Genomic DNA, 20495 nt, shown 5'->3' with positions numbered 1-20495 from the left:
AGTCCCTAACTAAAGCTAAAATCACGAAACTCATCCCCGCAAAGTCCCCAACTAAGTCGAAAATCTCAGAACTCAGTCCCGCAAAGTCTCAAACTGTAGCACTCCCCCAGGGAATCTTCGTGGTTCAGTAAAAAGTGGGGCTCAAATTTCGAAAAAACGTCTTGGTTCAGTAAAAAGCGGGGCTCAAATTTCGAAAAAACGTCTTGGTTCAGTAAAAATCGGGGCTCAAATTTCGAAAAAACGTCTTGGTTCAGTAAAAAGTGGGGCTCAAAGAAATGATTATCCCCGCTTTTACCGTAGCCAAGCGCGATTCGTCCCAAAAGCTCCCCGTTTTTACCGTCACCGCCGCGCACCCAGGCAAACAAAAAAACTGGAAGACCGGCTGGTCTTCCAGTTTTTTAAGCAGTGGTCCGGCTGACGCTGAACAGGGTCTTGAAGACCCCGGTGGACAGGCCGGGCGTGGAGTTGACGATGAAGCTCAAAAATGGCGAGCTGGAAATGGCGGAGCTCAGCTGGGCAATGCCGAGCGCGTTGACGATGGACAGGACCACGTACATGAAGAAGTAGGCGGCCACGAAGGAGACCAAGGCGCCGGCGGTCGAGTCCAGGACCTTGGTGAAGCCGACCTGGGCCTGGCGTTCCGGCAGCCAGCCTTTGACGATCTTGGACAGCTGCTTGCCAACGAACAAAAGGACGAAGAAGGCAGCGAAGCGGCAACCCTGCAGGATCAGCTCATCCCTGATGCTTAAGGCAGCGCTAATGCCAGCTTCACCCACAGCCTGCTTGTAAATCATGTTCCCGATCGGGTTTTGCAGCATAATGGCGATCATGAAGACGACCCCGGCGAAGATCAGGTTGATGATCCGCTTGGAGAAGCCGACATTGTAGCCTTTATAGGTCTGGTAGACCAGATAGGTTATAACTAGCAAGGTAATGACGATTGACATTAAAATCCCTCTTTACTCTGTGGAACAAATCTTCCAAATCTGGCGGAAATATTTTGACCTGGTGCCAAAAATACTCCATAATTGTTAAGATAGTTTGTGTAACAATTATTTTTTGCGAAACATAGTCTTTTGCGTTAAATTTAAGGGTGTGAAACACGGTTTCACAGGTGAAAAAATTGAATCCTGAACTTTTTGCGACTACATTATCAAACCATAATCTTAAATTGTCTGCCAAGCAAGAGCAACAATTTAAAACTTATTTTAAAGAATTGATCACGGTCAACGAGCATGTGAACCTGACCCGGATCACGGAAGAGGACGAAGTCTACCTCAAGCACTTCTATGATTCGCTCACTCCCCTGCTGTTGGTGCCGAAAGTCTTCACCGAAGGGGCTAAGGTCTGCGACGTGGGGGCCGGGGCGGGCTTCCCGTCTTTGCCAATCAAGATCCTGCGGCCGGATTTGCGCTTGACCATCGTCGACTCTCTGGGCAAGCGGCTCAAGTTCCTGCAAGAATTGCTGGACAAGCTGGAAATCAGCGGGGTTGAGCTGGTTCATGGGCGCGCGGAAGACGTTGGCCAGAACCCAGCCTACCGGGAGCAGTTTGACCTGGTGACGGCCCGGGCAGTGGCCAGAATGTCCGTTTTGAGCGAGTACTGCCTGCCGCTGGCCAAGACCGGCGGCAAGTTCGTCGCCCTTAAGGGGCCAAAGGCCGCCAGTGAGCTGGCTGATGCCAAAAAGGCCCTGGATACCTTGGGCGGCAAGGTCTCCTTCAGCCAGGAATTCACCCTGGCCGGGACTGAGGAGGAGCGGACCATCGTCGTGGTCGATAAGGTCAAAGAGACCCCAGCCAAGTACCCGCGCCAGGCCGGCACGCCGAACCGCAAGCCTTTGTAATTGATTAGGAATGGAGGTCAAACCATGGCTTTTGGCTTTTTTCATCGCAACGAAATTCCAAAGAACAAGCAGATCCAGGACCTGCCGCTAGCCCGGATTCACCCCAACCGCTTCCAGCCGCGTCATGCCTTCAGCTCTGAATCCATCAACGAGCTGGCCCAGACCTTGCGCGAAGAGGGGCTTTTGCAGCCAATCATCGTCAGGGAAGACGGGGAAGAATATGAGATCATTGCCGGCGAGCGGCGCTTCAGAGCAGCCCAGTCCTTAGGCTGGGAAAAAATTCCCGCCATCGTCAACAACCTCTCTGACCAGCAGACCGCTTCTTTGGCCCTGATCGAAAACCTCCAGCGCGAAGACCTGAACCCAATCGATGAGGCCACGGCCTACGAGAACCTGATGGAGCTCAACTCCCTGACCCAGGCCCAGCTGGCCAAGGACATCGGCAAGTCCCAGTCCTACGTGGCCAACAAATTGCGCCTGCTCAAGCTGGATCCCCAAATCCAGGAGGCTCTGGCCAGCGGCGCCATTACCGCCCGCCACGGCCGGGCCTTGCTGGCTTTAAGCAGCGACCAGCAAAAGCAGGCCCTGGAGCAGATCTTAAGCGACAAGTTGAACGTCAAGCAGACCGAAGAACTGGTGGCCAAGCTGCTGGAAGGGCCGGCCAAGCCTAAGGAAAAGCGCAAGGTCTTCCGGATGAGCCAGGACATGCGGGTTCAGATCAACACGATCAAGGAAGCCGTCAAATTGGCCAAGCAGTCCGGAATCAAGGTCAAGGTGGCAGAACAAAAAGGCGAGGATGAATACTCCATCACGATCGTGATGAAGGATCCGGCAAAGAAGAAAGCGGCCAAGAGCAAGAAGCCGGCCGTAAAGAAGGAGGACTAGCATGGGAAGCGTCATTGCAATTGCCAATCAAAAAGGGGGCGTGGGCAAGACCACGACCACGATCGACTTGGCGGCCTCAATCGCCAAGCGCGGCTACAAGGTGCTGATCGTGGACATCGACCCCCAGGGCAATGCCACCTCAGGGCTGGGAATTGAAAAATCAACGATTGAATACGACATCTACAACGTCCTGGTTGACGAGATTCCGATCGCTTCAGCAATCAAAAAGACCAGCGCCAAGAACCTGGACATCGTGCCGGCCACCATCAACCTGGCCGGGGCAGAGACCGAGCTGATCAGCATGATGGCCCGGGAAACCCGCCTGAAAGGTGCCATCGATGACCTGGGCGACAAGTACGACTTTATCTTTGTCGACTGTCCCCCATCCTTAGGCCAGCTGTCGATCAACGCCTTCACGGCCAGCGAGTCCATCCTGATTCCCGTGCAAAGCGAGTACTACGCCATGGAAGGCTTGAGCCAATTGCTCAACACCATCCGCCTGGTTCAAAAGCACTTCAACAAGAACCTGGGCGTGGAAGGGGTCCTGCTGACCATGCTGGACGCCAGAACCAACCTGGGGGCTGACGTGGTCCAGCAGGTCAAGGAATACTTTGGCGACCGGGTCTACAAGACGATCATCCCCCGGATCACCAAGCTGGCCGAAGCACCAAGCTACGGCGAGCCGATTACGGAATACGCCCCGAACTCCCGCGGCGCCAAGGTATATGACGACTTAGCAAAAGAGGTATTAAAGGCACATGGCAAGAGACTCAAGAAATAGCAAGAACAAGAAAGAAGTCAAGAAGAAGGGGGGCCTGGGTCGGGGCTTGAGCGCCCTCTTTGAAGAGGAGCCCCAAGTCAAGCCGGCCGAGGAGATTGAAGACCTCCCTTTGGAAGAGGTCCGGCCCAACCCCTACCAGCCGCGGAAGAATTTCGATGAAAAAAAGCTGGGCGAATTAGCGGAATCCATCAAGGAAAACGGGGTCCTGCAGCCAATCATCGTCCGCCGGTCGGTGGGCGGCTATGAGATCATTGCCGGCGAGCGGCGCTTCCGGGCTTCGGAACTGGCCGGCAAGACCACCATTCCGGCCATCATCCGCCAGTTTGACGAGAGCCAGATGATGGAAGTGGCCATCTTGGAAAACCTGCAAAGAGAGGACCTGACCCCGCTGGAAGAGGCCCAGGCCTACGAGATGCTGCAAAAGAACCTCGGCTTGACCCAGGAAGAGGTCTCCAAGAAGATGGGCAAGTCCCGGCCTTACATCACCAACTACCTCCGCCTGCTGACCCTGCCGCAGAAGACCAAGGCCTTGCTGCAGCACGGGCAATTGTCCATGGGCCAGGCCAGAACCCTGCTGGGCTTAAAGGACAAGGAGGCCATTGACGGCCTAGCCAAGCGGGTCGTCAAGGAGGGGATGCCGGTCCGCAAGGTCGAGGCCGTGGTCGCCCAGATGAATGAGCGGGGCAAGAAGCAAAAGAAGAAGAGCGCGGGCAAGTCGGCCTTCATCAAGGCCAGTGAAAGCCAGCTGGCTTCCAAGTTCGGCGCTCCGGTCAACATCTCTGAAACTAAGCGGGGCAAGGGCCACTTGTCCATTGATTTTGCCTCGCCAGAGGAGCTGAACAGAATTCTGGATTTGTTAGGTGTGAATCTCGATGAATAAGAACTTTTCTTTTGATTTAGCAGACACGGTGGAAATGAAGAAGCCGCATGCTTGCCAGACCAACAACTGGGAAGTCATGCGGGTCGGGGCGGACATCCGCCTCAAATGCATGGGCTGCGGGCACGTGGTCATGATGAGCCGGGGCGACTTCACCAAACGGGCCAAGAAGGTCCTGGCCAAGGCCAATGACCCCGTCAATCGCAAATTGGCGCACTATGTCGCCAAAGAGGAGATTGCGCGGCCAAACTTCAAGTAGTACAACTACTAGAGGGCAAAAATTCCAAAATAGACAACAAGGTAAAAATTAGCAAGCAGATAGAAAGAGGAAAACAGAAATATGGCTTTAACTGCTGGTATCGTCGGTTTGCCAAACGTCGGCAAGTCAACTTTGTTTAACGCTATCACCAAGGCAGGGGCGGAAATGGCAAACTACCCCTTCGCCACGATTGAACCAAACGTGGGGATGGTTGAAGTGCCAGACGCCCGCCTGGCCCGGATCCAAGAACTGATCCCAGCCAAGAAGGTCGTCCACACGACTTTTGAATTCACGGACATCGCCGGCCTGGTCAAGGGGGCTTCCAAGGGTGAAGGCCTGGGCAACAAGTTCCTGGAAAACATCCGCCAAACTGACGCCATCGTGCACGTAGTCCGTGCTTTTGACGACGAAAACATCACTTCAGTCTCCGGCAAGGTTGACCCGGAAGAAGACATCGACACCATCAACTTGGAACTGGTCTACGCTGACCTGGACTCAGTTGACCGCCGCATCGGCAAGGTCAAGAAGATGGCTCAGCAAAAGGACAAGGAAGCCATGGCCGAATACAATGTCTTGGAAAAGATCAAGCCGGTTCTGGAAGCCGGCGACCCAGTCCGCTCCATCCAGTTCACGGAAGATGAGCAAAAGATCGTCAAGGGCCTCTTCCTGCTGACTTCAAAGCCAGTCATCTACGTGGCCAACATCGCCGAAAGCTCAATGGCTGACCCGGAAAGCGACAAGTACTACCAAATCGTCAAGGCCCACGCCGACAAGGAAGGCGCTGAATGCCTGGGCATTTCCGCGGAAATCGAAGAAGAAATTGCCGGCCTGGACGATGATGAAAAGGAAGAAATGCTGGCTGCCGAAGGGGTTAAGGAATCCGGCTTGGACCGCCTGATCCGGGCTGCCTACCACCTGCTGGGCCTGAGAACCTTCTTCACCGCCGGCGGCAAGGAAACCCGGGCCTGGACCTTCCACCAAGGCATGAAGGCTCCGCAAGTTGCCGGGATCATTCACTCCGACTTTGAACGCGGCTTTATCCGGGCCGAAGTCGTTTCCTTCGCTGACCTGGACCAATACGAAAGCATGCAGAAGATCAAGGAAGCCGGCCGCCTGCGCCTGGAAGGCAAGGACTATGAGGTCCAAGACGGCGACATCATTGAATTCAGATTTAATGTTTAATCAGGAGGCTACAAGTGAGCGAAAAAAAGCAAGAAACTGAACAAGCCGAAAAGCAAGTCGTGCAAGGGGCCGGCGCGGAAGCGGCCAAGGACCGCTTGTCCAACAAGAACAAGGACTACCTCTACCGTCTGCGCAAGGCCCTGCTGGCTGGCGGGATGAGCGAGAGCAAGGTGAAAGCGGAAATCTCCAAGCGGCTGCCGGAAATTCTGGAAGCCCAGGTCAAGGGCCAGCCGGCCAACGTCCTCTACGGGGCGTCCCCCAAGGTTCTGGCTGACCGGATCCTGCACCCGGAAGTCAAGCCGCAAAAGGTGCCAGCCTGGATCATTACCGCTGACGGCGGCCTGATCTACACGGCCATCTTGACCCTGATGTTCGGGCTGATTCAAGCCTTCTCAGGCGACAACAAGTCCACTGCCTCCGGCTCCGGGATCCTGACCCTCTTGATCATGGGGATCGGCATGGGCTGGTTCTTCAGCAAGTACGAAAGCTGGATCCAGCCAAGCAGCAAGAACGGCAAGACCAGCTGGGGCAAGGTCATCGGGGCCGGAGTCGGCTCCATCGTGGCCTTGATGCTGGTGGTCTTCGTCCTGTCACTGCCGGTCTTGCAGGTCATCAACCCGGTTCTGCCTGGCTGGGCTGACTTGATCGTGGCCGCGGCCGCTTACGGCCTGCGCTGGCTCCTGCGCCGCCACTACGGCATCGAAGGCTCATCTTTCGCTCCTTCAACCATGTCCATGAAGAAGCCGGAAGACAAGTAGGCTAAAAAAATAAATTCAATAGCGTGCTTTTTATTTAAAAAAGGTGTAAACTAAATAAGCTAAGTAAAACAAATAGATGATCTTAGGATCGTCTATTTGTTTTTGTTTGGAACGATTTAGATAAGCATTGAGTAAATTAGAGGGAGGCCATGAATGCTTAAGACTTTATTGAAGTCTGTCCGGCAGTACAAGAAAGAATCGCTTCTTTCGCCCTTGTGCGTAGCTGTCGAAGTCTTCATTGAAATGTATATCCCATACATTATGGGACAGTTGATCGACAACGGGATCAACAAGGGGGACATGGATTATGTCAGACGCCTCGGTTTCTACACCATCGTCTTGACCTTGATTTCCCTGGTCCTGGGGGCGTCAGCCTCATACTTTTCCGCCCACGCGGCGGCCGGCTTTGTTGCCAACCTGCGCAAGGACATGTTCTACCATATGCAGGACTTCTCCTTTGAGAACATTGACCACTTCTCCAGCGCCAGTCTGGTAACCCGGATGACCACGGACACGACCAACATCCAGAACGCCTACATGATGAGCATCAGAGTAGCGGTCCGGGCACCATTGATGCTGATCATTTCCCTGATCATGTCTATCGTGGTCAGCCCGCGTCTGGCCTTGATCTTTATCATCGCCGCGCCGATTTTGGCCGTCGTCCTGGTGTTGCTGATCAACGCCACCCGGCCTTACTTCCCAAGAATCTTCAGAGCCTACGATGAACTGAACCGCAAGGTCCGCGAAAACATCCGCGGGATCCGGGAAGTCAAGACCTACGTCCACGAGGACGAGCAAATCGAAGAGTTTGAGAAGTCATCCAGCAAGATCTTCCGCCTCTTCTCCGGCGCCATGAAGATCATGGCCCTGAACGGCCCAGTCATGACCTTGACCATCAACGTGGCCATGCTGCTGCTTTGCTGGTTTGGGGGCACGATGATCGTTGGCCACCAATTGGAAACCGGCCAGCTGGTCTCCATGTTCTCTTACACCACGTCAGTGCTGTTCTCACTGATGATCCTGTCCATGATCTTTACCCAGTTGATCATGGCCCAGTCCAGCGGCCAGCGTGTTGCTGAAGTGCTGACGGCCAAGCCAACCATCGTCAACCCGAAGAAGGCGCCTTTGACGGAAGTGACCAACGGGGAGATCATTTTTGACCACGTCAACTTCAAGTACGACAAGGATGACAGCCACTATGCCCTGAAGGACATCAACCTGCAGATCAAGTCCGGGGAAACCATCGGGATCATCGGGGAGACTGGCTCATCCAAGTCAACCCTGATCTCCATGATTCCGCGCCTGTACGACGCGACTGGCGGCGCGGTCCGGGTCGGCGGTCACAACGTGCGCTCATACGACTTGAAGACCTTGCGCGACAACGTTGCCGTCGTCTTGCAAAAGAACGTCCTGTTCTCCGGCACCATCAAGGAAAACCTGAAGTGGGGCGATGAAAACGCCACTGATGAAGAAATCCTGAAGGCAGCCAAGATTGCCCACGCCGACGACTTCATCCAGGAAATGCCAGACAAGTACGAAACGCACGTCGAACAAGGCGGGACCAACGTTTCCGGCGGTCAGAAGCAGCGGATCACGATTGCCAGAGCCCTGCTGAAGAAGCCGAAGATCCTGATCCTGGACGACTCAACCAGTGCCGTCGACACCAAGACCGAAAGAGAAATCAGAGAAGCCTTGGCCCGCGACCTGCCTAAGACGACCAAGATCATCATCTCCCAGAGAATCGTCTCAATTAAGGATGCCGACCGGATCATCGTCATGAACCATGGCCAGATCGAAGCCATCGGCACCCACGATGAACTGATGCAGACGGACGAGCTCTACAGCTCAATTGCCAAGTACCAAGAAGAAAACAAGAAGTAGGTGAAGGAACGGATATGACAAAGAAACAAAACAGCAACGAGCCATCCCAAGCCAAAACCTTGTGGCGGCTTATCAAGTACATTTACCAAGTCAGCCCGGCTTCCCTGATCATTTCCCTGGTCGCGATCATCATCAGTGCCGGGGCTACGGTTTACGGTTCCCTCTTCATTGAGCAGCTGATCGACAAGTACATCACGCCAATGCTCAAGCAGTCCACGCCGAACTTCGCCCCCCTGATCCACGCCATTCTTTTCATGGCTTGCATCTACGCGGTCGGGGTCGTGGCCAACTACCTGTTTACCTTGCTCATGATGCTCGTGAGCCAGCGGGTGCAAAAGCAGATTCGTGACGAGATGTTCACCCACATGCAGCACCTGCCGATCGCCTTCTTTGACCAGAACGAATACGGCGACGTCATGTCCCGCTACACCAACGACATTGACACCTTGATGCAGATGATTTCCCAAGCCTTGCCAATGCTCGTCAACTCGGCTTTCAACGTGGCCTTCGTCCTGGTGGGGATGCTGGTCTTGAGCTGGCAGCTGACGATCGTGTCCTTGATCGTGGTCTGCCTGTCGATCGGGATCGTGAAGTACCTGACCAATAAGTCCAGCCACTTCTTCAACATTCAGCAGAAGACGGTTGGGGAAGTCAACGGCTACAACGAAGAAATGCTGACGGGCTTGAAGGTCGTTAAGGTCTTCTCCCACGAAAAGGAAGCCGAAGCACAGTTTGACGTCTACAATGAGCAGCTGCGCAACGCCTCAGCCAAGGCCAACACCTACTCAACCATCTTGTTCCCAATCATGGGCAATGTCGGCAACCTGCTTTACGTCTTGATTGCCTTTATCGGCGGGGCCGCCGTTTTGGCGGGCAGCCTGCCTTTGACTCTGGGGGCTTTGGCCTCATTCATGCAATTGTCCAAGGCCTTCATCATGCCAATCGCCCAGATTTCCCAGCAATTGAACGTCATCGTCCTGGCGATCGCCGGGGCCAACCGGATCTTCGAGCTTTTGGACCAAAAGGTCGAAATCGATGACGGGGACGTGACCATTGAGCAAAAGCCAGGCGTCAAGAACGCATGGCAATGGAACCTGCCAGCTGAAGGCAACAAGAAGGTGCCAGTCAAGGGCCACATCGTCTTTGACCACGTCAACTTTGGCTACGTGCCAGGCAAGCAGATCCTTTACGACGTCTCTTTGGACGCCAAGCCGGGCATGAAGGTGGCCCTGGTTGGGGAAACCGGGGCCGGGAAGACCACGATTTCTTCCATGATCAACCGCTTCTACGAGATCAACTCCGGGACCATTACTTACGACGGGATCGACATCAAGCAGATCAAGAAGGATTCCCTGCGCCAGTCAGTTTCCGTCGTCCTGCAGGAAACCCACATGTTTACCGGGACCATCATGGACAACATCCGCTTTGGCCGGCCTGACGCCTCTGACGACGAAGTCTACCAAGCTGCCCGCCTGGCCAGAGCCGACGAGTTCATCCACGAATTGGATGACGGCTACCAGACCGTGATCGACGGTTCAGGCGGCGACCTGTCCCAAGGGCAGATGCAGCTGCTGTCGATTGCCCGGGCAATGATCGCCGACGAGCCAGTCATGATCCTGGACGAAGCCACCAGCTCCATCGACACCAGAACTGAGCGGCTGGTTCAAGCCGGGATGGACAACCTGCTGGCTGGCCGGACCAGCTTCGTCATCGCCCACCGTCTGTCCACCATCGTCAACTCTGACCTGATCCTGGTTCTGGACCACGGGCACGTGATCGAAGCCGGCAACCATGACCAGCTGCTGGCCAAGAAGGGCTACTACTACGAGCTCTACACGGGCAAGAAGGAAATCCAGTAAAGCTTGGCAAAGATTAGCTTAATATTTGCTAAAAATCGCAAAAAGAACGCGCAAGAGTGTGCGTTCTTTTTGTTATATCGGTTAAAATAAGGGATAGCGACAATTAATAGATGAGAGTAGAAGGGATTTTTGAAGATGAAGATTCTCGTTGTAGATGACGACAAGGAAATCGTCGAGCTTTTGAGCATTTATTTGAAGAATGAAGGCTACGAGCCAATCGCGGCCTACAACGGCAAGGAGGCCTTGACCAAGCTGTCCACCAATCCCGACATTGCCTTGATGATTTTGGACGTGATGATGCCGAACATGTCCGGGATTGAGGTCGTGAAGGAGGTCCGCAAGGACTCTGACATCCCGATCATTATCGTCAGTGCCAAGACGGGCGACATGGACAAGATCCAGGGCCTGATCACCGGGGCGGACGACTACGTGTCCAAGCCGTTCAACCCGCTGGAAGTCATGGCCCGGGTCCGCTCGCTTTTGCGCCGGAGTCAGAAGCAGGTCAAGGAAGACGAGCCGGACGTTCTGGAAGTAGGGCCGCTCATCATCAACAAGGACTCCCACGAGGTCAAGACCGTGGAAGGGAAGGAGATCCAGCTGACGGCCCTGGAATTCGGGATCCTCTACCTGCTGGCCAGCCACCCCAACCGGGTCTTCTCAGCCGATGAGATTTTTGAGCGCGTTTGGCAGCAGGAATCCATCGTCAGCGCCAAGACGGTCATGGTCCACGTGTCCCACTTGCGCGACAAGATCCAGAAGGCCACTGACGGCGAAGAAGTTATCAAGACTGTATGGGGCGTAGGTTACAAGGTTGAAGCCTAAAAATAAAGAAAACAAGCGCCAGCGGGTCAAGCTGACCGCGGCGGAAAAGAGCGAACTGTTCGCTGAAGGCGTGGTGACGGTCATCATCATGCTGCTTTTGAACCTGTCGGTAATCATTCTCTACCATTTGGCCATCCTGCAGGACAAGAGCCTGGTCAACGGGATCTACTTTTTGAAAAAGACCATGACGATCGGGCCGGGCGGCTTTCACCTCTGGTCCTGGGAGCGGATCGGGGTCTTCTTGATGGGGATTGCCGACGTGGTGGTCTTGTACTGGCGCTTGATCCGCAGATATCACCAGATGCAGCTGCGGCACATTATTTCCGAGCTGCACTATATTGCCAACGGCCACTTCGACCACCGGATCTCCTTCAGCGTCAACACCGACATGCAGAAGGTGATCGACTCCATCAACTCCTTGGTTGATTCCACCGTGGAAGCCATCAATGAGGAAAAGGCGATCGAGCAGTCCAAGGATGAGCTGATCACCAACGTCTCCCACGACATCCGGACGCCTTTGACCAGCATTATCGGCTATTTGGGCCTGCTGAAAAACGGGGCCGTGACCAGCCGCGAGGATATGATGAAGTACATCAATATCGCCTACGACAAGGCCGAGCAGATGAAGTCCCTGGCCAATGACCTGTTTGAGTACACGACCTTGAAGTCGACCAAGACTAAGCTGACCCTGTCGCCGGTCAACATCCTGAGCATGATGGAGCAAGTGGCGGCCGGCTTTGAACTTGAAGCAGAGAAAAAGGGCATCTCCTTTGCCATCAAGGCTCGGCCTGAAGATCTGGTCGTCAATGTCGATGTCGAAAAGCTGGTCCGGGTCTACAACAACTTGATCTCCAACGCCCTCAAGTACGCGGCTGGCGCGGACACCATCAACCTGGTGGCCAACCTGGTCAATGAAAAGTGGGTTGAGCTCCGGGTGGAGAACAATGGGGAGCCGATTCCCCAGGACAAGCTGAAGAAGATTTTTGACCGCTTCTACCGGGTCGAAAGCTCCAGAAACACCAAGACCGGCGGGACGGGCCTGGGCCTCTCCATCGTCCAGGGCGTGGTGGAGCTTCATGGCGGCACCATCCGCTGCGAGTCAAACGCCAAGCTGACCAGCTTCATTATCCTTTTGCCGCGCCACCCTAACCCTAAGCTGGCAAACTCAAAAGCGCGCCGTGTGGTATAATTTTTAGTGAATTTATATTTGACCATGAGGAGTAACTAATGAGCATCTCATTAAACACTTGTATTTTAATTTTGAAAGAACACCACTTGCTCAAGTCAAGCGCTGTCCAAGATACTGTGCAGACCAAGATGGAATACGTTTCCTACGATTCGCGCGATGTCCAGACCAACACGCTCTTCTTCTGCAAGGGGGCCGGCTTTAGACCAACCTACCTGTCAATGGCTAGAGAAGACGGGGCGATTGCTTACGTGGCTGAGCAGCCATATCCAGAAGGCAAGGGGATGCACGCCTTGATCGTGCGCAACGTGGCCAAGGCCATGGCTCTGCTGTCAGCTGCCTTCTACCGCTTCCCGCAAGATGACCTCTTCCTGGTGGGCTTCACCGGCACCAAGGGCAAGACCACTTCAGCCTACTTCTTGAAGGGCATGCTCGACCAGATCAATGGCGGCCACACTGCTTTGCTCTCATCAGTCAACAACATCGTCGGCACGGCGCCTGAAGACACCTTCAAGTCCAGCCTGACCACGCCGGAATCCCTGGACCTTTTCCGCGACATGCGCCGGGCCGTGGACAACGGGATGACCCACATGGTCATGGAAGTTTCTTCCCAAGCCTACAAGAAGAACCGGGTCTTTGGCCTGACTTACGACTTGGGCTTCTTCTTGAACATCTCTCCGGACCACATCGGACCGAATGAGCACCCGAACTTTGAGGACTACCTCCACTGCAAGCTGCAATTGCTGGTCAACTCCCGCAAGTGCATCATCAACGCGGAAACGGCCCGCTTTGACGACGTCTACGCCGCCGCTACGACCACGACCAACCCGGACAGCATCTACCTTTTTGCCCGGGAAGGCTTCGAAAATCCAAAGCTGAAGAAGCAGATCGACTTCCGCTACAAGTCCATTGAAACCGACCTGGCGGAAACCCAGTTCACCTTGGAGACCGTTTCACCGCAGGCCCACAAGCTGCCAATCGCTGGCGACTACACCCTGCAGATGATCGGGGACTTCAATGAGACCAACGCGACCGGCGCCATCATCGGGGCCGGCCTGGCAGGCATGGACCACGACTCCTGCGCTGCCGGCATCCGCCACGTGACGATTCCGGGCCGGATGGAGACCGTCACGACCAAGGAGCACGGGCTGATCGTCGTTGACTACGCCCACAACAAGGCTTCAATGATGGCCTTGATGAAGTTCATGCGCCGCGAATTCGCCAACCCGCGCGTAATCGTCGTTGTCGGCGCGCCTGGCGACAAGGGCATCTCCCGCCGGGCCGGCTTTAGCGAAAGCCTGACGGCCGAAGCCGACAAGGCCTTTTTGACCACTGACGACCCAGGCTTTGAGAACGCCGAGGAGATCTGTGAGGAAATCGATGCCGGCATCGACCACTCCAAGTGCGCGACCGTGATCGAACTTGACCGGGAAAAGGCCATTCACGATGCCATCAGCGAAGCCACGGCCAATGACGTGGTCTTGCTCTGCGGCAAGGGCGCGGACGCCTTCCAGAAGATCCGCGGCGTTGACACCCCATACGAGGGCGACATGGCAGTTGCCCGCAGGGTGATCAGCGAGCTTGAAAAATAAACACAGTTAGGATGAACAATCTTGAAGCATTTCTTTAGCATTATTGGTGGGATGGGCACGATCGCTACCGAAAGCTATGTCCGCTTAATCAACCACCGGGTGAAGATCGCCAAGGACCAGGACTACTTGAACTACATCCTGGTCAACGACGCCCAGGTTCCCGACCGGACGGCCTATATCATGGACCACAGCCAGCCTAATTTCTTCAATGACCTTAAAGATGATGTTTTGGGCCAGGCTAAGCTGGGGCCGGACTTTATCGTCATGCCCTGCAACACGGCCCATTATTTCTATGACGACCTGGCGGCCTTGACGGACATTCCCTTCTTGAACATGATGCGGATTGCCGTCCACCAATTCGTGGACAAGTTCCCAGGCGAGCAGAAGATCGGCTTGATCGCGACTGAAGGGTCCATCTACGACCACCTGTATGAGGACGAGATCCACCGGGCCGGCAAGGAAGTCGAGTTCGGGGGCGCGGAAATCCAGCCAATGGTCACGGAGTTGATCTACCGAGACATCAAGGAGAAGGGGACCGTGGACGGAGACCTCTACCACGAGATCCTGCGCAAGATGCACGAGGAATATGGCTGCGAAGTCATTCTTTTGGGCTGCACGGAACTTTCCCTGGCCCAAGAGCAGGCGCCAGACCACCCATACCACGTGCTTGATCCCCAGTCGATCTTGGCCGACGTGTCAATCGAATTGGCCCTGCAGATCAGAAACGGGGCTGATCCCAAGCAAGTCTGCGCCAAGTACCTGTACAAGTAAGAAACATTTAGCAGCTCCTGAAGCAGGAGTTGATCAATTAAAACAATCAAAAACGGTCAACCAACCCTGGCGGGCACACTTAAGCTATTTAAGTCTGCCCGCCTTTTTTATGTAAAAAAAGCATTAGAAATGACGAAAATATGCTAAAATTAAGGCTTGGAGAAAAAATGACTGTTCTTGACTGTTTTTGATTGCTTTTTGGCAAGAAAGCCTTTACAATACTAATGAGGTGAGAAAAGATGCTGACCGAAGAACGGCAAAGAAGAATCGCGGAATACGTCAACGAGCATAAGATCTGCCGCGTTTCCGAGCTTTGTGAACTGACGTCAACGTCCGAATCAACGATCAGGCGCGACTTGAGCGAGATGGAAGACCGGGGCCTGCTGAAGCGGGTCCACGGCGGGGCTGAGAGCATCAAGGGCTTTGGCCAGGATGTGGCCCAGAACATCCGCTTCAATCTTAACCGCGACGAGAAGGCGGCGATTGCCAGAGAGGCCGTCAGTCACGTGCATCCAAACGACTATGTCTTTTTGGACGCGGGGACGACCATTTATGAAATGGTGCCTTTTCTGAAGGAAATTGCGGGCCTGCACGTGGTCACTACCGGAATCGATACGGCCCTGGCCTGCACCGATGCCGGGATTGATACCTGCCTTTTAGGGGGCAAGATCAAGCAGGAAACCCACGCCATCATTGGCGCGGCTGCCCTGGACCGCTTGCGCCGCCTCAATTTCAACGCTGCCTTTATCGGCGCCAACGCCATGAGCCGCGAGGGGACTTTGACTACTCCAGACACGGAAGAAGCGTCGATCAAGCAGGCCGCGATTGAGCAGAGCCAAGCCGCCTACGTCTTAATTGATCGCAGCAAATTTGACGCGGTGACTTTTGCTGAATTCGCGAATGTCCAGCAGGTCGTTGTCATCACGCGCTTAAAAGCAGCAGACCGGCGCAAAATGCCAGCTAATATTCAACTTGAGGAGGCTGAATAAGAAAATGATTTACACTGTAACCGTTAACCCAGCTTTGGACTACGTCCTGCAGCTGGAAAAGGTAAATGATGGGGAAACCAACCGTTCAAGCGACACCCAATTCTTGGCCGGGGGCAAGGGGATCAACGTCTCCCAAATCCTGAACCAATTGGGCGTTGAAAACACGGCTTGGGGCTTTGTCGGCGGCTTTACCGGCGAAGAGCTGATCCGTCAGCTGAACGTCAAGCAGATCAACAGCGACTTTGTCCGCATCAGCGACACGACCCGGGTGAACGTAAAGATTCATGCCCAACAAGAAACTGAAATCAACGCGGCTGGTCCAAAGATCACTGACCAGGAAGTTGCCGCCTTCAAGGCCCGCCTGGACGACTTGAAGCCGGGCGACGTCGTAGTTATCAGCGGGAGCCTGGCACCAAGCCTGCCAACTGACTTCTACGAAAGCCTTTTGCCAACCATCCGCGAAAAGGGCGCTGAATTCGTCGTTGACACGACTGGCGAAGCCCTGTTGCGGACCTTGAAGTTCCACCCATTGGTTATCAAGCCAAACCACCACGAATTGGCCGACTTGTTCCACACTGAATTCAAGTCAACCAATGACATGCTGCAAGCAGCCAAGAAGCTGCTGGACCAAGGCGCGCAAAACGTCATGATCTCCATGGCCGGCGAAGGCGCCTACCTGGTAACCCCAGACCACATCTACCACGCCAACGCCGCCAAGGGCGTTGCCGTCAACTCGGTTGGGGCCGGCGACTCCATGATCGCGGGCTTCGTTGGGACCTGGTTTGAAACCCACGACGCTGCTGAAGGCCTCCGGGTCGGCAGTGCCTGCGGTGGGGCAACCGCCTTTACGGAAGACATCGCCGTTAAGAGCCAAATCGATGTCGTCTTGCCGCAAATTAAGATCGACGTTGTCGAATAATTTGCTGGCAATAGCAGAGAAGTGCGTCAACTAATAGCAAGTTATGAGGGAATAAGATGCGTATTAAGGATATCTTAAGTCCAGAATCCATGATTATGGATTTGAAGGCGACGACCAAGGACGAAGCCATTAACGAAATGGCCGACTTGGAAGTTGCCACTGGCATTGTCAACAACAAGGAAAAGTTCGTTGAATCCATCTGGAAGCGGGAAAAGGAAACCACCACTGGGATCGGTGGCGGGATTGCCATGCCTCACGCCAGAAACGAATACATCAACAAGGCCAGAGTCTTGTTTGCCAAGAGCAAGCAAGGTCTTGACTATGAAGCTTTGGACGGGCAGCCAGTCTACCTGTTCTTCATGATCACCGCGCCAGCTGGTGCCGACAACACCCACTTGGAAGCCTTGGCCAAGCTGAGCTCACTTTTGATCAATCCTGACCTGGTTGAAGCCTTGAAGAAGGCGGAAACTCCAGACGAAGTCATGGATCTCTTCAACCAAGCCGAAGCTGCCAAGGACAAGGAAGACGCTGAACGCGAAGCCAAGCTGGCTGCCAAGAAGGAAGCCGCTGCTAAGGCCAAGGCGGAAGGCGAAGCAGAAAAGCCATTGATCGTCGGCGTTACTGCCTGCATCAACGGGATCGCTCACACCTACATGGCTGAAGAAGCCCTGATCAAGGCCGGCGAAAAGCGCGGCGTTGAAGTCCGCATTGAAACCAACGGCTCAGAAGGGGTCAAGCACGAATTGACCGCTGACGAAATCAAGCGGGCCAAGGGTGTCATCATTGCTTCCGACAAGCAGGTCAAGATGGCCCGCTTTGACGGCAAGGAACTGGTTAAGCACCCAGTCGTTGACGGGATCAACAAGCCAGACCAATTGGTAGACGACATCTTGTCCGGCAAGGGCAGCATCTACCATGCTGAAGCCGGTGAAGCCAGCGAAAGCTCAGCTTCAAGCGACGGCAGCGTTTGGTCAACTATCTACCGGCACCTGATGAGCGGGATTTCCCACATGCTTCCGTTCGTTATCGGTGGTGGTATCTTGATGGCCATCTCCTTCCTGGTTGAACAATACATGGGCGGCCCTAAGAGTCCAGCCTTCATCTTCTTGAACTCAGCTGGTAACCTGGCCTTCGCCTTCATGGTTCCAGTTCTGGCCGGCTACATTGCTGAATCAATCGGCGACTTGCCAGCCCTGATGCCTGGTTTCGTCGGTGGGTTCATGGCCTCAATCACCAACTCTTCATTGGGTGGTTCTTACGCCGTTAACGTCAACGCCAAGGCTGCTTCACCAGCCGGCTTCCTGGGCGGGATCGCCATCGGTTTCATTGCCGGTTACCTGATTCTGGGCCTCAAGAAGCTCTTCGCTAAGTTGCCGAAGAACGTTGAAGGCATGAAGCCAATGCTGCTCTACCCAATCTTTGGTTTGCTCCTTGTAGCCTTGATCATGTACTACATCGTCAACCCAATCTTTGGTGCTTTGAACGCGGTGATCACCAACTTCCTGAACGGCATGGGCACTGGCAACCTGGTACTTTTGACCACGATTCTGGCCGGCATGATGAGTATCGACATGGGTGGTCCTTTCAACAAGGCTGCTTACGTCTTTGCTTCAGGTGCCTTCGCCAACGACCCAACTTCCAAGACTTCAGCCATCTTGATGGCTGCCGTTATGGTCGGCGGGATGGTTGCCCCATTTGCAACGGCGATCGCAACTGCTTTCTTCAAGAACAAGTTTACTGAAGACGAACGCCGGGCCGGCGTGTCCAACTGGATCTTGGGCTTCTCCTTCATCACTGAAGGGGCCATCCCATTCGCCAGTGCTGACCCACTGCACGTTATCGTATCTTCAATCATCGGCAGTGCTGTCGGTGGTGCCCTGGTTGGTTTGTGGCACGTTGGCGTGCCAGCACCACACGGTGGTTTCTGGGTAATCGCCTTGTCAACCAACTGGTTTGGCTACTTTGCAGCCGTAGCGATCGGCTCAATCGTCGCTGCTTTGATCATGGGCTTTTGGAAGAAGCCAGTTGACCAAAAGAACTAGTTTTCTCAAATAAAAGAACTCGGATTTTTCCGAGTTCTTTTTTTAGGTAAAAATCGCTTCTTTCGTGTAATAGTCAGTAGAAAGACTAAGCAAAGGAGCGATCTTATGGAACAAACGTGGACAAATTGGTACCTGGCCAGTGAAGAAGTTGAAAATGACGCCGTCGTGCAATCGGCTCAGGCAGCTGAGCAGCTGATCAATCCGGACTATGACCACACCCGGCAGCTGTCTGATCAGAATTTGGCTGGGGTGCGCGAGCTGAACGGCTTGCTGGTCAGCTATAACCAGCTGGGGGCGGACCAGGCAGCGACTTTGACGCAAGAGCAGTTGGTGAATGCGGAAAATCTATTAGCGGGCGCGGCGGGTGAGTGGCTAGTCGATCAGGCGGTCAAGTCCGTCGCGGCGGCAGTTTTTCATAATGTGATTCTGCCCTGCAAATATGATAGAAATCGGCCAGTTGGCGACAACCAAATTGATAATTTGGTGATTACCAGTACCGGCATTTATTGTATTGAAGTCAAGGTGCGCAAAATTGCGGGGAAGCTTTTCGACTTTAACCGGCTGGGCCGGGGCATTTATGATCAGATTAGCTACCACAAGGAGGCGCTGACGCAAGTCCTGCAGCCAATGGGGATCAGTCCCAATTTTATTAAGACGATTGTGGTGGTGATCAACCGGCTGGGGAATGATGACTTCAAGCTGAAGAACCAGGAGGATCTGCAGCGGGCTGGTTCGCAGGTGATCAAGCTGTCGGTCTTGAACCTGTTTTTGAGCAATGACGGGTTCGCCTTGCTGAATCAGCAGCAGATCCAGGCAATTGAGCAGGCGATTCAAAGTCAGCGCCTGCCTGATCGGCGGACCTATCCAGCCAATGTCCGTTTTAAGTTGACGCAGGCGCATCTGGATAAAGCTAGACAGATCAGCCAGGCTGTCAGGCTTGGAATTCCGCTTGCGCAGAACGTGACGTATCATGGGCGGTTAAATGATTATCCGCTCACGGGCTTGACCGGGAAGCAGCAGAATATGTTGTGGCTGATCGTGGGCCGGCTTTATGGCTTCGGGTGCGGCACGCTCCAGCTGACCCGAAGTGAGTTGCGGACTGGGGCTGGCTATGGCGGGCGTGATTTTTTGCGGCTGGATCAGCAGTTAAGCGAATTGGCTGAGTTCATGCAACAGAGCAAGCTTTTTCAAAAGGCTAAGTATGAAGACAAGAAATTGACGGTCAGCGTTAGCAAGAAGTACTCGTTCCTGTTTAACGGCTGCACGAAGGACTTCACCTGCTGGAATTATCAATTGCTGCGCCGAATCAGCCTGAACAACGCCAAGACTTTGTTCCGCAAGCTGCTGCAAGCTTCAGCAGCCGGCTGCTACCAGGTGTCCTTTGAGCAGCTGCGGGAAATTCTGGCAGTGCCGGATAGCTATTCGAATTATAAAATGATTAAGCGAAGGGTCGAAAGAGCTTGGCTACAGTTAGTGCCTTTCTTCGGCAATCTCAATTACGACGTGAGTGAGAGGGGCCGGGCAAATAAAATTATTCAAATTCGCTTTACTTTCAATAAGTTCACGTCGGAAGAGTTGATGATTCGAAAAAATTACAATTATTATTTGAACAATATTCTTGCTAATCCGTATTTATCGGCAGAAGAGAAGGAGCAAGCTCAAAAGTTGTTTGAAAAGGACTTTAAAGATTACCTGAATCATCCGTAGTTGGGTACTTTCTGGGGCTCATTTTTCGTAAATCAGCCGTAGTTAGGTACTTTCCGGGGCTCATTTTTCGCAAATCGGCCGTAGTTGGGTACTTTCCGGGGCTCATTTTTCGTAAATCAGCCGTAGTTAGGTACTTTCCGGG

Annotated in this window: 18 protein-coding genes; 17 read left to right on the top strand and 1 reads right to left on the bottom strand. The window is 53.9% G+C overall.

What is annotated here, in order from left to right; genetic code table 11:
• Window positions 1-398 precede the first annotated feature (398 nt).
• Complete coding sequence (locus tag OCH80_RS07150) at window positions 399-947, bottom strand: CvpA family protein (RefSeq protein WP_404539363.1); 549 nt, start codon at window positions 945-947, stop codon at window positions 399-401.
• A 176-nt stretch (window positions 948-1123) separates the two neighbouring features.
• Between OCH80_RS07150 and rsmG the strand changes: the two genes are divergently transcribed.
• From rsmG to OCH80_RS07065, 17 genes are all read left to right on the top strand, one after another.
• Window positions 1124-1843, top strand: a complete 720-nt coding sequence (gene rsmG / locus OCH80_RS07145; RefSeq protein WP_404539360.1) for a 16S rRNA (guanine(527)-N(7))-methyltransferase RsmG — start codon at window positions 1124-1126, stop codon at window positions 1841-1843.
• A 24-nt stretch (window positions 1844-1867) separates the two neighbouring features.
• Entirely contained in the window at window positions 1868-2728 is an 861-nt protein-coding gene (gene noc / locus OCH80_RS07140) for a nucleoid occlusion protein (protein ID WP_404539358.1), read from the top strand.
• Window position 2729: 1 nt separating this feature from the next.
• A complete protein-coding gene (locus OCH80_RS07135) occupies window positions 2730-3509 on the top strand; it encodes a ParA family protein (protein WP_404539355.1) in 780 nt (259 codons plus the stop codon).
• On the top strand, window positions 3487-4389 hold the full coding sequence (locus OCH80_RS07130) for a ParB/RepB/Spo0J family partition protein (RefSeq protein WP_154547872.1): 903 nt from the start codon (window positions 3487-3489) through the stop codon (window positions 4387-4389). The genes OCH80_RS07135 and OCH80_RS07130 overlap by 23 nt, the downstream gene beginning before the upstream one ends.
• On the top strand, window positions 4382-4645 hold the full coding sequence (locus OCH80_RS07125) for a DUF951 domain-containing protein (protein ID WP_302187511.1): 264 nt from the start codon (window positions 4382-4384) through the stop codon (window positions 4643-4645). The genes OCH80_RS07130 and OCH80_RS07125 overlap by 8 nt, the downstream gene beginning before the upstream one ends.
• An 81-nt stretch (window positions 4646-4726) precedes the next feature.
• Entirely contained in the window at window positions 4727-5827 is a 1101-nt protein-coding gene (gene ychF / locus OCH80_RS07120) for a redox-regulated ATPase YchF (protein WP_154547876.1), read from the top strand.
• A 14-nt stretch (window positions 5828-5841) separates the two neighbouring features.
• A complete protein-coding gene (locus tag OCH80_RS07115; protein WP_404539351.1) occupies window positions 5842-6585 on the top strand; it encodes a DUF1129 domain-containing protein in 744 nt (247 codons plus the stop codon).
• Window positions 6586-6738: 153 nt separating this feature from the next.
• The gene (locus tag OCH80_RS07110) at window positions 6739-8466 is read left to right on the top strand and encodes an ABC transporter ATP-binding protein (protein ID WP_404539348.1); all 1728 of its coding nucleotides are present in this window, start codon (window positions 6739-6741) and stop codon (window positions 8464-8466) included.
• 14 nt (window positions 8467-8480) lie between these two features.
• On the top strand, window positions 8481-10325 hold the full coding sequence (locus OCH80_RS07105; RefSeq protein ID WP_404539345.1) for an ABC transporter ATP-binding protein: 1845 nt from the start codon (window positions 8481-8483) through the stop codon (window positions 10323-10325).
• A gap of 135 nt (window positions 10326-10460) precedes the next feature.
• Window positions 10461-11147: a response regulator transcription factor gene (locus OCH80_RS07100; RefSeq protein WP_154547882.1), complete on the top strand. Its 687-nt coding sequence runs from the start codon at window positions 10461-10463 to the stop codon at window positions 11145-11147.
• The gene (locus OCH80_RS07095; protein ID WP_404539342.1) at window positions 11137-12336 is read left to right on the top strand and encodes a sensor histidine kinase; all 1200 of its coding nucleotides are present in this window, start codon (window positions 11137-11139) and stop codon (window positions 12334-12336) included. The genes OCH80_RS07100 and OCH80_RS07095 overlap by 11 nt, the downstream gene beginning before the upstream one ends.
• 38 nt (window positions 12337-12374) lie before the next feature.
• On the top strand, window positions 12375-13925 hold the full coding sequence (locus OCH80_RS07090; RefSeq protein WP_154547886.1) for a UDP-N-acetylmuramoyl-L-alanyl-D-glutamate--2,6-diaminopimelate ligase: 1551 nt from the start codon (window positions 12375-12377) through the stop codon (window positions 13923-13925).
• Window positions 13926-13946: 21 nt separating this feature from the next.
• Window positions 13947-14696, top strand: a complete 750-nt coding sequence (locus OCH80_RS07085) for an aspartate/glutamate racemase family protein (protein WP_154547888.1) — start codon at window positions 13947-13949, stop codon at window positions 14694-14696.
• Window positions 14697-14935: 239 nt separating this feature from the next.
• Window positions 14936-15685: a DeoR/GlpR family DNA-binding transcription regulator gene (locus OCH80_RS07080; protein ID WP_404539339.1), complete on the top strand. Its 750-nt coding sequence runs from the start codon at window positions 14936-14938 to the stop codon at window positions 15683-15685.
• A 4-nt stretch (window positions 15686-15689) separates the two neighbouring features.
• Complete coding sequence (gene pfkB / locus OCH80_RS07075; protein ID WP_154547892.1) at window positions 15690-16604, top strand: 1-phosphofructokinase; 915 nt, start codon at window positions 15690-15692, stop codon at window positions 16602-16604.
• 56 nt (window positions 16605-16660) lie between these two features.
• Window positions 16661-18646 carry a fructose-specific PTS transporter subunit EIIC gene (locus OCH80_RS07070; RefSeq protein ID WP_404539336.1) on the top strand — a complete coding sequence of 662 codons (1986 nt, stop codon included), beginning with the start codon at window positions 16661-16663 and terminating at the stop codon, window positions 18644-18646.
• A gap of 105 nt (window positions 18647-18751) precedes the next feature.
• Window positions 18752-20353, top strand: a complete 1602-nt coding sequence (locus OCH80_RS07065) for an NERD domain-containing protein (RefSeq protein WP_404539333.1) — start codon at window positions 18752-18754, stop codon at window positions 20351-20353.
• The last annotated feature ends 142 nt before the right edge of the window (window positions 20354-20495 follow it).

This window comes from Lactobacillus sp. 23-2, assembly GCF_044902225.1.
Classification (GTDB): domain Bacteria; phylum Bacillota; class Bacilli; order Lactobacillales; family Lactobacillaceae; genus Lactobacillus; species Lactobacillus absianus.
Note: the sequence above shows the minus strand (reverse complement) of the source record. Positions and strands in the feature narration are given on the sequence as shown.